Source organism: Mesorhizobium sp. M0676 (assembly GCF_040320535.1).
Classification (GTDB): domain Bacteria; phylum Pseudomonadota; class Alphaproteobacteria; order Rhizobiales; family Rhizobiaceae; genus Mesorhizobium.
Genome location: NZ_JAMYPU010000003.1, coordinates 238,423 through 251,924 on the forward strand (window position 1 = coordinate 238,423; position 13,502 = coordinate 251,924).

11 protein-coding genes are annotated in these 13,502 nt (G+C 64.4%); 6 read left to right on the plus strand and 5 right to left on the minus strand.

Annotated elements, in window-relative coordinates; genetic code table 11:
- Nucleotides 1–83: 83 nt before the first annotated feature.
- Nucleotides 84–1,343, minus strand: a complete 1,260-nt coding sequence (locus NKI35_RS05070; RefSeq protein ID WP_023715540.1) for an ABC transporter substrate-binding protein — start codon at nucleotides 1,341–1,343, stop codon at nucleotides 84–86.
- Between the two features lies 1 nt (nucleotide 1,344).
- Nucleotides 1,345–2,301 (minus strand): N-acetylmuramic acid 6-phosphate etherase, encoded by a 957-nt coding sequence (locus NKI35_RS05075; RefSeq protein ID WP_352738890.1) that lies wholly within the window; start codon nucleotides 2,299–2,301, stop codon nucleotides 1,345–1,347.
- A 198-nt stretch (nucleotides 2,302–2,499) separates the two neighbouring features.
- On the opposite strand from NKI35_RS05075, the gene NKI35_RS05080 reads away from it, so the two are divergent.
- From NKI35_RS05080 to NKI35_RS05105, 6 genes are all read left to right on the plus strand, one after another.
- Nucleotides 2,500–3,378, plus strand: a complete 879-nt coding sequence (locus NKI35_RS05080) for a glucosamine kinase nucleotide-binding domain-containing protein (protein ID WP_023668846.1) — start codon at nucleotides 2,500–2,502, stop codon at nucleotides 3,376–3,378.
- A complete protein-coding gene (locus tag NKI35_RS05085) occupies nucleotides 3,375–4,157 on the plus strand; it encodes a GntR family transcriptional regulator (protein ID WP_023668847.1) in 783 nt (260 codons plus the stop codon). Before NKI35_RS05080 ends, NKI35_RS05085 begins: the two co-directional genes overlap by 4 nt.
- Nucleotides 4,154–5,185, plus strand: coding sequence for an SIS domain-containing protein (locus NKI35_RS05090; RefSeq protein WP_023668848.1), 1,032 nt, complete (start codon nucleotides 4,154–4,156; stop codon nucleotides 5,183–5,185). Before NKI35_RS05085 ends, NKI35_RS05090 begins: the two co-directional genes overlap by 4 nt.
- A complete protein-coding gene (gene nagA, locus NKI35_RS05095; RefSeq protein WP_352738893.1) occupies nucleotides 5,182–6,357 on the plus strand; it encodes an N-acetylglucosamine-6-phosphate deacetylase in 1,176 nt (391 codons plus the stop codon). Before NKI35_RS05090 ends, nagA begins: the two co-directional genes overlap by 4 nt.
- Nucleotides 6,358–6,366: 9 nt before the next feature.
- The gene (locus tag NKI35_RS05100) at nucleotides 6,367–7,479 is read left to right on the plus strand and encodes an NAD(P)/FAD-dependent oxidoreductase (RefSeq protein ID WP_352738895.1); all 1,113 of its coding nucleotides are present in this window, start codon (nucleotides 6,367–6,369) and stop codon (nucleotides 7,477–7,479) included.
- A 72-nt stretch (nucleotides 7,480–7,551) separates the two neighbouring features.
- Nucleotides 7,552–9,606: an ABC transporter ATP-binding protein/permease gene (locus tag NKI35_RS05105; protein ID WP_352738897.1), complete on the plus strand. Its 2,055-nt coding sequence runs from the start codon at nucleotides 7,552–7,554 to the stop codon at nucleotides 9,604–9,606.
- A gap of 74 nt (nucleotides 9,607–9,680) precedes the next feature.
- Here NKI35_RS05105 and NKI35_RS05110 read toward each other — a convergent pair whose 3' ends face one another.
- The 3 genes from NKI35_RS05110 to rpe all read right to left on the minus strand — a co-directional run bounded on the left by NKI35_RS05110 (nucleotide 9,681) and on the right by rpe (nucleotide 13,354).
- Complete coding sequence (locus NKI35_RS05110; protein WP_352738899.1) at nucleotides 9,681–11,192, minus strand: malonate--CoA ligase; 1,512 nt, start codon at nucleotides 11,190–11,192, stop codon at nucleotides 9,681–9,683.
- A 252-nt stretch (nucleotides 11,193–11,444) separates the two neighbouring features.
- Nucleotides 11,445–12,182, minus strand: a complete 738-nt coding sequence (locus NKI35_RS05115) for a GntR family transcriptional regulator (RefSeq protein WP_023694237.1) — start codon at nucleotides 12,180–12,182, stop codon at nucleotides 11,445–11,447.
- Between the two features lie 494 nt (nucleotides 12,183–12,676).
- Complete coding sequence (gene rpe / locus NKI35_RS05120; protein WP_023729671.1) at nucleotides 12,677–13,354, minus strand: ribulose-phosphate 3-epimerase; 678 nt, start codon at nucleotides 13,352–13,354, stop codon at nucleotides 12,677–12,679.
- Between the last annotated feature and the right edge of the window lie 148 nt (nucleotides 13,355–13,502).

Here is a 13,502-nt window from a genome sequence, read left to right on the forward strand (position 1 = left end):
GGGCGGCGCCGTCGTTCGCAGTCGATGATGCTGTCGAAAAACGCAGGGCCGTCCACTTGGGGCCCTGTCTGTTGTCTGAGCTCTTATTTGCCCGGCTTGTACCAGCTGTCGAGGCCGTCCTGCAGCTTCTTGGCGGCAGCTTCCGGCGTGTCGGTGCCATTGATGACGTTGGCCGATTCAACCCAGGTTTCGTTCTCGAGGTTCGGCGTGCCGCGCGACAGGATCTGGTAGGTCGAGCGGATCGTCGACTTGCACTTGTCGCGCCAGGAGACGAATTCCTGCGCCAGCGGGTCTTCCATCTTCACCGGGGTGGAATTCAGGCTGAAGAAGCCCGGCAGTGCGTTGGCGTAGATGGTGGCGAAGTCCGGCGAGGCGACCCAGGACAGGAAGGTCTTGGCCGCGTCGGCATTCTTCGACGCCGCATTCAGGCCCATGCCGATATCGGTATGGTCGGAGATGTAGCAGGTGTCGCCGGCCTTCTCGACCGGCGGCGGGAAGGCGCCCATCTTGAACTGCGCCTGGGTGTTGAACAGGCCGATCTCCCACGATCCCGCCGGGTAGATGGCGGCGCGGCCAAGCGTGAACAGGTTCTGGCTGTCCGGATAGGTCTGGGCCTCGAAGCCGTCGCCGAGATAAGGCTTCCACCTGGCCAGTTCCTCATAGGGAGCAACCCAGTCCTTGTCGGTCAGCTTCTGGTCGCCCTTGATCAGCGCTGCGCGGCCCTCTTCGCCCTTCCAGTAGTTCGGACCGATGTTCTGATAGCCCATGGTCGCGGCTTCCCAGAGGTCCTTGGTGCCCATGGCCATCGGGATGTAGGTGCCGTCGGCCTTGATCTTGTCGAGCGCGGCGAAGAACTCGTCACGCGTCGTCGGCACCTTGAGGCCGAGCTTGTCGAAGGCGTCCTTGTTGTAGATGAAGCCGTGAATGACCGAGGCCATCGGCACGCAGAAGCTCGCCTTGCCGTCGTCGGTCTGCCAGGCGGCCTTGGCAACGGGCGAAAAGTTTTCCATGCCGGGCAGCGCCGACAGGTCGGCAAGGTTGCCCTTCTTGAACAGTTCGAGCGATTTGTCGAACGGGCGGCAGGTGATCAGGTCGCCAGCCGAGCCGGCGGCGAGCTTGGCGCCGAGTGCGGCGTCATACTCGGTCGGCGCCGACGGTGCGAACACCACTTTGATGCCCGGGTTCTTGGCCTCAAAAGCCGGGATCAGCTTGTCCTTCCAGATGGCAAGGTCGTCGCCGCGCCAGCTTTCGATATTGAGCGTTACGTCATCGGCGTGAGCCAACCCGGCGGTGCCGAGAATGCCGGTGCCGAGAAGCAGTGCCGTCAGTAATTTCGTTGTCATGCTAGTCTCCCTGTTGACCTTTTTCAGGTTCGGTTTTGAGAACAGGGGCCTTCGCGCCCTTGTTCCCCTCGATCGCGGAAAGGGCTGGCCGCAGCTTCTGGCCGGTCCCTTCCAGTATCTTCTCGGCCGCAACGGCGTTGGCAGCGCCGGCGGCGAGCAGAATGGCTGTCTTGACGACGCCGCCGCTCGCTTCGAGCAGCCGCACGGCGTCTTGCCGGTCGCGGCCGCTGATAGCGGCGACGATGCGAGCCGCGCGGTCGCGCAGCTTGATGTTGTCGGCGGTGAGATTGACCATGTAGCCGTCATGGACATGGCCGAGATGAATGGCGGTAAGCGTCGACAGCATGTTGAGCGCGATCTTCTGGGCAGTGCCGGCGCCCATGCGCGTCGAGCCGGCAATCACCTCCGGTGGCGTCTCGAGCAGGATGGCGACGTCGGCCAGCCTGAGCAGGGGCGTGTCCTTGTTGTTGGCAATGGCGATGGTTGCCGCGCCCCGGCTGCGCGCATCCTTCAGCGCCTGCACCGCATAGGGCGTCAAGCCGCTGGCCGAAATCGCGATCAGGCAGTCGCCCTTGCCGATGCCGGCGCCGGCAATTGCCGTCGAGGCTTCGTCGGTGTCGTCTTCCGGTCCGCCGGCCAGGGTCTTGAAAGCGTCGTCGCCACCGGCGATGAGGATGGCGATGCGTTCGCGCTTGATGCCGAAGGTGCCGGGCAACTCCAGCGCGTCGGCCAGCGCCATCAGGCCGGAGCTGCCGGCCGCAGCATAGGCGAGCTTGCCGCCGCCGTTCAGCCGCCCGGCGATGATTTCGGCTGCGGCGGCGATGGCGGGAATGGCGTCGCGCACAGCCTTGGCGGCCTCGATCTGCGCATTGACCAAAGAAGAAAGGATGGCGTCCGGGGCCTGGATGTCCAGTCCCTCGGCATTGCTGTGAAGCGCTTCGGTGCGCGGTTCGGCCATCCCTGTCCCTCCGATGGAAGAACAATACCAAAAAAATACCACTTGTCCACACGCATTAACGAAATTGCGAACTGGAAAGCGTTGAGCCGGCAGAATTCCCGGGTTTTCAACGTGATACGCCTTAATCTTTTTGAAACGGAAATTAATCCCTTGGCTATTGGTATTTTATTGGTATTATCCGCCCGGAGGAGACATCGTGTGAAATTCGTGCTCGGTATCGACGGCGGCGGCACCAGCTGCAGGGCAGCCCTTGCGACAGGCGATGGCGTTGTCATTGGCCGTGCCAAAAGCGGCGCCGCCAACATCCGCACCGATCTCACCGGCGCCCGCACCCACATCGTCGAGGCTGCTCGTCAGGCCTTCATCGCCGCCGGGCAAGATCCGGACCTGATCCCGCAGACACCAGCCATTCTCGGCCTTGCCGGCGCCAATGTCGGCACCTACCGCCAGCAGCTTGAAGCAATCCTGCCGTTCAGCATCAGCCGCGTCGAGACGGACGCCGAGATCGCGCTCGAAGGGGCAGTCGGCTCTGGTGACGGCGCCATGGCCATCCTCGGCACCGGCACCGCCTATATGGCGCGCAAGGGCGGCACGTCGCGCGCCATCGGCGGCTGGGGCTTTCAGGTCGGTGATCAAGGCAGCGGCGCCCGCATCGGCCGCGACCTGCTGGAGCAGACGCTGCTCGCCCATGACGGCGTCCGGCCGCGCTCAGCCCTGACCGACAGCATGATGGCCATTTTCCGCAACAATCCCGAAGACGTGGTCGAGTTCACCACCAATGCCAAGCCCGGCGATTTCGGCGGCTTCGCGCCCAAGGTTTTCGAGCATGCCGAGAAGGGCGACAGCGTCGCCAACTGGATCGTGGACAAGTCGGTTGCCGATGTCGAGGCGTCGCTCCACGCGCTCGACCTCTCTGATGACGCCCCGCTCTGCCTGCTCGGCGGGCTGGCGCCGCTCTATGGGCCGCGCCTTTCCCAGCGCTACCAGGCGCTGCTGAAAGCGCCGCTCGACGATGCGCTGGGCGGCGCCGTGCAGATGGCGGCCCGCATCTTCGTCAAAGCGGAGGCGACGCGATGAGCGATGCCGCCGACCAGATCTTCGCCACGCTGAGGCAGTCGTCGCAGAGCGGCGCCCCGCTCTACCTGCAGCTCAGGAAAAGCATCGAGGACGCCGTCAATCGCGGCCTGATCGGGCCGGGCGATGCGCTGCCTTCCGAGCGCGACATCGCCACCAAGGCCGACATTTCGCGCGTCACCGTCCGCAAGGCGGTGCAGGACCTAGTCAAGGGCGGCATCCTCGTGCAGCGCCACGGCTCCGGCACCTTCGTGGCGCCGCGCATGGAGCGCGTCGAGCAGTCGCTGTCCAGGCTCACTTCATTCACCGAGGACATGGCAAGGCGCGGCATGGCGGTGCGTTCAGCCTGGCTCGACCGCGACCTCTACCCGCCCTCGCCCGACGAGATGATGGTGCTCGGCCTGTCCTCGAACGAGCTGGTGGCGCGCGTGGCGCGCCTGCGCATCGCAAACGACACGCCGCTGGCCATCGAGCGCGCCTCGTTGTCGGCCAGCGTGCTGCCGGATCCGGCCGGGATAGGCTCGTCACTCTATGCGGCGCTGCAACTGACCGGCAACCGGCCGGTGCGGGCGGTGCAGCGCATTTCCGCCGCCAATCTCGGCGACGCCGATGCGCGTCTGCTCGAAGTGCCATCCGGCATTGCCGGCCTGCACATCGAACGCATTTCCTATCTCGCGAGCGGCAAGGTGATCGAGTTCACCCGCTCCATCTACCGCGGCGACGCCTATGATTTCGTCGCCGAACTGCGCCTGACAGGGCCGAGCGAAGAGGGCCGACCATGATCCCCAAGACCACCCATATGCGGCGCGAGATCGACGAAATTCCGCAAGCCGTCGCGCGTCTGCTCGATGGCTCGGCGGCGGTGCTGACCGAGGCCGGACGCGGCATTCGCGAGCGCGATCCGAGCTTCGTCGTTACCGTCGCGCGCGGTTCGTCCGACCATGCCGCCACCTTCATGAAATATGCCGTCGAACTGACCGCCGGCCTGGCCGTGGCATCGGTCGGTCCGTCGATCGCCTCGATCTACGGCGCCAAGCTTAAGCTCGCCGGTTCCGCTTGCCTCGCCATCTCGCAATCCGGCAAGAGCCCTGACATCGTCGCCATGGCCGAGACGGCACGGGCCGGCGGTGCGCTCACCGTCGCCATCACCAACACCGCCGATTCGCCGCTGGCGCGGGCTTCGGATTTTGCCATCGACATTCTGGCCGGCCCCGAGCGCAGCGTCGCGGCGACCAAGACATTCGTCAATTCGGCGGTCGCCGGCCTGGCGCTGATGGCGCATTGCACCGGCGACGACAGACTGCTGGCCGCCCTTGCCCGCCTGCCCGAGCATTTCAGCAAGGCGATCGCCTGCGACTGGATGGCGCTGGCCGGCGCATTGGAGACGCCGCAATCGCTGTTCATCCTCGGCCGTGGCCCGTCGGCGGCGATGGCCGACGAGGCGGCGCTGAAATTCAAAGAGACCTGCGGCATGCATGCCGAGGCCTACAGTGCAGCCGAAGTCATGCACGGCCCGCTGGCGCTGGTCGGGCCAGGCTTCCCGGTGCTGGCGCTCGCCGCCCGCGATGCCTCCGAGCCGTCCGTGGCAGAGGCTGCCGACAACCTTGCCGGCAAGGGTGCAGCAGTTTTTGTAACCTCGGACAAAGCCAAGAGCGCGGCGCGGCTGCCGCATGTCGCCACCGGTCATCCCTTGACCGACCCGCTGACGCTGATCGTCTCCTTCTACGGCTTCGTCGAAGCCTTCGCCCGCCATCGCGGCCTCGATCCGGATGTACCGCGCAATCTGCGCAAGGTGACGGAAACCGTATGAGCGACCGTTTTGCCCTGACTGGCGCCCGAATTTTCGATGGCGACGACTGGCATGACAACGCCGCCCTTGTCGTGCACGGCAATGTGGTCGAAGGCATTCATCCCGTCGGCGCCATTCCGTCGGGCGTTGCCCGCATCGACGCCGGGGGCGGCATGCTGGTGCCGGGTTTTGTCGACCTGCAGGTCAATGGCGGCGGCGGCGTCATGCTCAACGACCATCCCGATGTCGCCTCGCTGGCAACAATCTGCCGGGCGCATGCGCCGTTCGGCACGACCGCACTGCTGCCGACGCTGATCACAGATACGCCTGACATCATCGCCGCGGCCATTGCCGCCGGCACCGGGGCGGCACGGCAAAAACTGCCGGGATTTCTCGGCCTGCATCTCGAAGGGCCGCATCTCTCCGTCGCCCGCAAGGGCGCGCATGAACCGGCGCTGATCCGGCCGATGACGGATGCGGATGAAGCGGCGCTGGTCGCGGCACGCAAAAACCTGCCGGTGCTGCTGACGACGATAGCGCCTGAATCCGTCGAGCCTGCCCGCGTTGCGGCCTTGGCCAAGGCCGGTGTGATTGTCAGCCTCGGCCATTCCGACACCGGCTACGCCACGGCCAGAGCCTTTGCCGATGCCGGCGCCAGCGTGGTCACACATCTGTTCAACGCCATGAGCCAGATCGGCAACCGTGAGCCGGGGCTGGCGGGTGCGGCCATCGACATAGGCAGTCTGTCGGCCGGGATCATCGCCGACGGCATCCATGTCGATCCCGCCACCATGGCAATCGCGCTGCGCGCCAAGCAGGGACCGGGCAAGATCGTGCTGGTTACAGACGCCATGGCGACGATCGGCACCGACATGACATCGTTCACCCTCAACGGCCGCATCATCTATCGCAAGGATGGCAGCCTGAGGCTGGCCGACGGCACGCTGGCCGGCGCCGATCTCGATATGATCTCGGCGGTTCGCTACGTCCACCGGATTGTCGGGCTGGACCTGTCGGAAGCGTTGCGCATGGCCTCGCTCTATCCGGCGCAGGCGGTCGGCCAGGCCCACCGGCTCGGCCGCTTCGCCAATGGCACGGCTGCCGATATTGTCGCCCTGTCGGACGCCCTCGACGTCAACGGCGTCTGGATCGGCGGCGACAAGGTTTTTGCAGGCGCGGACAGTCCGCGCTAAAGTCCACCTATGCATGATGTCGACTGCGTTGTCGCCGGAGCCGGTGTTGTCGGCCTCGCCATTGCCCGCGCGCTGGCGCTGTCGGGCCGCGAGGTGCTGGTGGTCGAGAAGGCCGCAGCCATCGGCACGGGCACCAGTTCGCGCAATTCGGAAGTCATCCATGCCGGGCTTCATTATACGCCGGGCAGCCTGAAGGCCCGTCTCTGCGTCAACGGCCGCGAGCGTCTCTATGCCTATTGCCGCGAGCACGACGTCGCCCATCATCGCACCGGCAAACTGATCGTTGCCGTCGAACCCGACCAGTTGGATAAACTGCAGGCGATCCAGATCAACGCGGCGCAATGCGGAGTCGGTGACCTCAAGCTTTTGACGCGCGCAGAGGCCGAAAGCCTGGAACCGGCGCTGAGCTGCGCCGGCGCGCTGCTGTCGCCGTCGACCGGCATCGTCGACAGCCAGGCGCAGATGCTGTCATTGCGTGGAGACGCGGAAGCGGCCGGCGCCTCTTTCGCCTTGCTCACCGTTGTCTCAGGCGCGAGCATCGAAGCCGATGGCATCCGGATCGACACGCGCGACGCCGATGGCGAGGGTTTCACCTTGAAGACCGGCGCCTTCATCAACGCCGCCGGCCTCGACGCGCAGGCGCTCGCCGGCCGCATCGAAGGCCTCCCGCAAGACCGTGTTCCGCCGCTGTGGCTGGCGCGCGGCAATTATTTCGCGCTTTCCGGCCGCTCGCCCTTTTCGCGGCTGATCTATCCGGTGCCGGTCCATGGCGGCCTCGGCGTGCACCTGACCCTCGACATGTCGGGGAGCGCGCGCTTTGGCCCAGATGTCGAATGGATCGATCGCGTCGACTATACCGTCGATCCCGCACGAGGCGCTGCCTTCTACGACGAAATCAGGCGCTACTGGTCCGGCCTGGCGGATGGCGCCCTGCAACCGGCCTATGCCGGTGTCAGGCCGAAACTGTCGGGTCCGGGACAGCCGGCCGCCGACTTCGTCATCCAGGGACCGGCTGACCACAGGGACGGCCAGATCGTCAATCTGTTCGGCATCGAGAGCCCTGGCCTTACCGCCAGCCTCGCCATCGCAGAACATGTCGTTGGGCTTTTATATCCGCAATGACGGGCGTTTCCTGAAACGTCGGGCAGGCGCATACCATGAAACCTTTTGATATGGAGGTCGTTGTCGGGGCATATGTCCGAGGCAAAACCCAAATCGAAACCGGCCGACGGCATCGAAGCGCGCGATGCCACGAAGTCGCGTCGGGAAAAGCCGTCACGGCAAACGCGCGGAGATGGACCGCGCGAGGACACGCCGCGCGAGAAAAAAGCATCGGCCGCCGTAGCCGCGTCCGAGCCCGTTGGCGAGGCTGCGCCGCCGCCGGATGCCGTCGAACCCGATCCCAAGCTGACGCCCGAGCAGGCCGAGCAGGCGCGCAAAAAATATCTGCTGCGGCGTTTCTGGATCAGCGGGCGCGGCTATTGGGGGAGGCATGGCGACAAGCTCGCCTGGCCTTTGACGATCGGAGTGCTGCTGCTGATCTGCATCAACATCGGTTTCCAGTATGGCATCAACGTCTGGAACCGCTCGATGTTCGATGCCCTCGAGCAGCGCAACGCCCGCACGGTCTATCTCCTCAGCGCCGTATTCGTGCCGCTGGTGATCTGCAGCGGCAGCCTTGTCGTCGCGCAGGTCTATCTGCGCATGACGATCCAGCGCCGCTGGCGTTCCTGGCTGACCACCGGGGTCGTCGCGCGCTGGCTGGCAAACGGCCGCTACTACCAGCTGAACCTCGTGGGCGGCGACCACCAGAACCCCGAGGCCCGCATGACCGAGGACCTGCGCATCGCCACCGAGTCGCCGGTCGATTTCACCGCCGGCGTCCTCAACGCGTTCCTGTCGGCCTCGACCTTTATCGTCGTGCTGTGGACCATCGGCGGCGCGCTCACCCTGCCGATCGGCGGCGAGAGCATCACCATTCCCGGCTTTCTGGTCATCACCGCGATCATCTATGCCGCCATAACCTCGACCTCGATGGTGGTCATCGGCCGCGATTTCGTCCAGCTCTCCGAGCGGAAGAACCAGGCGGAGGCCGAACTGCGCTACACGCTGACGCGTGTGCGCGAAAACGGCGAGAGCATCGCCTTGCTGGGCGGCGAGGACGAGGAGCGCAGCGGCATCGACAGAAATTTCGGCCACGTGCTGAGGCAATGGGCTCTGCTGACCGGACAGCACATGCGCACGGCGGCGGTGTCGCAGGGATCGAGCCTGTTTGCGCCGGTCGTGCCGATCCTTTTGTGCGCGCCAAAATTCCTCGAAGGCTCGATGACGCTTGGCGAGGTGATGCAGGCGGCGTCTGCCTTTGGCATCGTGCAAGGCGCGTTCGGCTGGCTGGTCGACAACTATCCGCGCCTAGCCGACTGGAACGCCTCCGCGCGGCGCATTGCCTCGCTGATGATGTCGCTCGACGGGCTCGAGCGCGCCGAGCAGAGCGATGCGCTCGGACGCATCAACCGGGGCGAAGCGGAAGACGGCGCCATCCTCAGCCTCGACAATCTTTCCGTGACACTCGACGACGGCACCTCCGTGGTCAAGGAAACCGAGGTCGTGATCGAGCCGGGCGAGCGGGTGCTGGTTTCAGGCGAATCCGGTTCAGGCAAGTCGACGCTGGTGCGGGCCGTCGCGGGCCTGTGGCCATGGGGCGGCGGCAGCGTCAATTTCCACACCGACAGGCGCCTGTTCATGCTGCCGCAACGCCCCTACATCCCTTCCGGAACGCTTCGCCGCGCGGTCGCCTATCCCGCGGCGGCGGACAAGTGGACCATCAAGCAAATCAAGGCTGCCCTCGACAAGGTGGGGCTTGGCTATCTCACCGGCAGGATCAAGGAAGAGGCGCCATGGGACCAGACGCTGTCGGGCGGCGAAAAGCAACGCCTCGCCTTCGCGCGCCTGCTGCTGCATCGCCCCGATATCGTGGTGCTGGATGAAGCGACTTCGGCGCTCGACGAGAAGAGCCAGGACACGATGATGTTGACGGTGATCCGCGAACTGCCTGACGTCACCATCATCAGCGTGGCGCATCGTGCGGAGCTCGAAGCCTTCCACAGCCGCAAGATCACCCTGGAGCGGCGGGAGGGCGGCGCCAAGCTCGTCAGCGACGTCGACCTCATCCCGCGCAAGCGCAAACGCAGCCTGCTGAACCGCGCTTTGTGGGGTTCCAGCACTCGGGTGAAAAAGCCGCGCACGTAAAAGGCGCCACTGCCGAACCGCGAACAGAGATGTCCAGGCGAAGCGCTTGGGCAAAGAAACTAGCCGGCTATGGATTAGCCGTAGAGACCCTTGTAGGTCTCGCGCAGCAGGTTCTTCTGCACCTTGCCCATCGTGTTGCGCGGCAGCTCGTCGACGAAGATCACCTGCTTCGGGTGCTTGTATTTGGCCAGCTGGCCGGCAATGGCGCCAACGATCTCGGCCCCGGTGATCTGCGATGCCGGCGCCCGCACCACGACAGCGGTGACGCCTTCGCCGAAATCGGGATGGGCAATTCCGATGACGGCACTTTCCAAGACGCCAGCAACGGCGTCGATCTCGCTCTCGATCTCCTTGGGATAGATGTTGTAGCCGCCGGAGATAATGAGATCCTTGCCGCGGCCGACGATGTGGACGTAGCCGTCCGCGTCGATGATGCCGAGGTCGCCGGTGATGAAGAAGCCGTCCTTGCGAAACTCCGCCTTGGTTTTTTCCGGCATGCGCCAATAGCCGGAAAAGACATTCGGACCTTTGACCTCGATCATGCCGACTTCACCCTGGCCAAGCGCATCGCCGCTGTCAGGGTCGGCGATGCGCAGCGAAACGCCGGGCAGCGGGAAGCCGACCGTGCCGGCCCGACGCTCGCCCTCATAGGGGTTCGACGTGTTCATGTTGGTCTCGGTCATGCCGTAGCGCTCGAGAATGGCATGGCCGGTGCGCTCGCGCCAGGCCTTGTGCGTTTCGGCGAGCAGCGGCGCCGAGCCGGAAACGAACAGGCGGATGTTCTTCGCCGCCTGGGCATCCAGCCCATCCTGCTGCAGGAGCCTGGTATAGAAGGTCGGCACCCCCATCAGCACTGTCGCGCGGGGCAAGAGCGAGACGATGCGGCCGGCGTCGAATTTCCGCTCGAACAGCATCGAGGCTCCGGCCATCAGGGTGACGTTGGTGGCGACGAACAGGCCGTGCGTGTGGAAGATCGGCAACGCGTGGATCAGCACGTCATCCCCGGTGAAACGCCATTGCTCGACCAGCACGCGCGCATTGGAGGCCAGGTTTTCATGGCTGAGCATGGCGCCCTTGGAGCGTCCGGTGGTGCCGGATGTGTAAAGGATTGCGGCCAGATCGTCCGGCCCGCGCGCCACGGCGTCGAAATCCGTGGGCTGTTGTGCCGCCAGTGCGGTCAGCGAGCCCTCACCATTGCTGCCAAGCGTGACGGTGGCAGCACCCGACGCCTGCGCCAACGGCGCGATAGCGCCGGCGCGGGCCGGGTCGCAGACGACCAGCCGCGGCTCGGCATCCCCGAAGAAATAGCCGAGTTCGGCCAGCGTGTAGGCGGTGTTGAGCGGCAGGAAGACCGCGCCGGCGCGCAGGCAGGCGAGGTAAAGGAAAATGCATTCGGGGCTTTTTTCGACCTGCACGGCAACGCGGTCGCCAGGCTCGACGCCGAAATGCCTCAGCGCATGTGCCAGCTGTGCCGATTGCGCCAGCATGTCGCGATAGGCGATCGCGCGTCCGTCATCGGTCGCCATCAGGATGCGCTCGGAGGCTGAAATCCGGCTGCGGAACGCGTCGAACAGGTGATTGGTCATGCGCCTTCCCTAGAGCATGATGCCGAAAAGTGTGAAGCGGTTTTCGGAGGACATGCTCTACCCTTTGATTTAGCCGGATGATTTCAGGTCGATTCGGCCTGAAATCATCCGGCTCTAGCGCATGGCCTTGGAACAAAGGAAACGATTTCGCCTCCGTCCGGCAAAAACGTGAAATCGGGTTTGCCGCCGATCAGATGAAGGCAACCGGACTTGGATAGCGGGCGGATTTTGGATAGCAGACCGGAAGCGCTTCTATCTGCGGCTGCGCAGCGCCTTGGTGGCGCTCACGCGTGGATCGCCGCTGTCGTTGAAGCGCTCCATGCACATGGCTGCCGTCAGACGGTAGTGGTTGAGGAGGGCTTCAACGGCGCCGTCGGCATCGCCATCCACCGTGCGCTCCGCAATCAGCCGATGTTCACTGATTTCGTCGCGCTCGCTGCCGTCCTGGGAGATCAGCCGGTAACGGGAGGCCTGATCCGAAAGCTGGTCGCAAAAGCCGGTCAGCCAATGCGAGCGGCAGCCTGCGATCAGTGCCCGATGGAAGGCGCGGTGCAGCTTTTCCCATTCCGGATTGTTCGAGGACGGATCCTCCGGCAAGCGGCGCGGGGCACGCGCCAGGCGATGCAAGGCCAGCACGAGCTGCTCTTCCCATTCGCCGGTGCGGTTGGCAATGGATTCACGCAGCGCCCGCTCTTCCAGCCAGCAGCGGGTGCGCGTCAATTCCTCGAGTTCCGGGGCACTGACCGGCATGATGAAGAAACCGCGCTGGTCGTGGCGGCCGAGCAGGCCTTCCGAAGCAAGTCGGTTGAGGGCCTCGCGAACCGGTGAGGCGCCGGCGCCGTAACGGGAAACCACCCATTCGACACGAAGCTTGCTTTCACTTTCAAACACGCCGCGCAGGAGATCGTCGCGAAGCTGTTGATAGACCGTACTAGCGAGTGTGCTCTTGGGTCCCGCGCCTTCGCTCACATCGGCAGATCCGTAGGTCAATATGACTCCTGTAGCTCTCCCATGCTCCGCTAGCCCGTTCGCGAAGCAAACGATTTTCCCCTGTAAATTTACTGTAACTCCTAAGGCATCCGCCCCTCAAGCGAAAGATCACGATATTCGACTTAAAGAGGAAGGTTGACCGCATCTTATCCGCCGGAAGTAACTAAAATCGTGAAAAACTTGTTCTTCTGAAGAAAGTTTGTCTGCCAGCATGGCAGGTGCCCTCGAGAAACAGCTTCGAGATCCCGAATACGGATAATTTTTTCTTAACGCGCGTCATGCCGCCGGATTGACCTCTCCCCGCATGCAGATCCCTTCGGCAGTTATCCACTAGATTTATGGGCCAAAACTAGTGCGGATGCCGCGATCCTGTCGCTTGCCGCGATGCCCTTGCGGCTGCCACCCGTTGACGGCTTTTTGGGAGATCGAAGGATCAGGCAGGGAGATCAGGCCGAGGAGAACCGACCAGCCGGGAACTTGCCCTGGAACTGATGTCAGCCGGCAGCCCGGTCGGCCGCGGTTCGGATGGCTTCTATATTGGCCCGGTAGGCTTCGACGCTGCCGCCCTTGAAGATGGCGGCGCCTGCCACCAGCACATCGGCGCCGGCTGATGTGACCAGGGGGGCGGTTTCCGGCGACACGCCGCCGTCGATCTCGATGCGAATCGGCCGGTTGCCGATCAGCGCTTTCACCCGCTTGACCTTGTCGACCATGGCCGGGATGAAGGCCTGGCCGCCAAAGCCCGGATTGACGGTCATGATCAGGATCAGGTCGAGCCGGTCGAGCACATATTCGATCGCACTTTCCGGCGTCGCCGGATTGAGCGATACGCCGGCCTTCTTGCCGAGACCCTTGATGGTCTGAAGCGAGCGGTCGAGATGCGGTCCGGCCTCGGCATGCACGGTCATGCCGTCGCAGCCGGCATCGGCAAAGGCGGCCAGATAAGGATCGGCCGGCGCAATCATCAAATGGCAGTCGAAAAAGGCCTTGGTGCGGTTGCGGATGGCCTTGATCACCGGCGGGCCGAAGGTGATGTTGGGCACGAAATGCCCGTCCATCACGTCGAGATGGATCCAGTCGGCGCCGGCCGCCGTCACCGCCTCGACCTCGTCGCCGAGCTTCGAGAAATTCGACGCCAGCACCGATGGCGCGATCAGGGTCTTCCTGCTCATGATGCGGCCCCTTTGGGCGCCCTGTTTGCGGGCGCGATCCAAACGTCTGCCTAGACCATGATCCCGAAAAGGGAAAGTCGGTATTTGCTGGCTAGGAGCGGGCCCGGCTCATTACCTGCTCGGCCTCGCTTCCGGTATGGCCTGATTG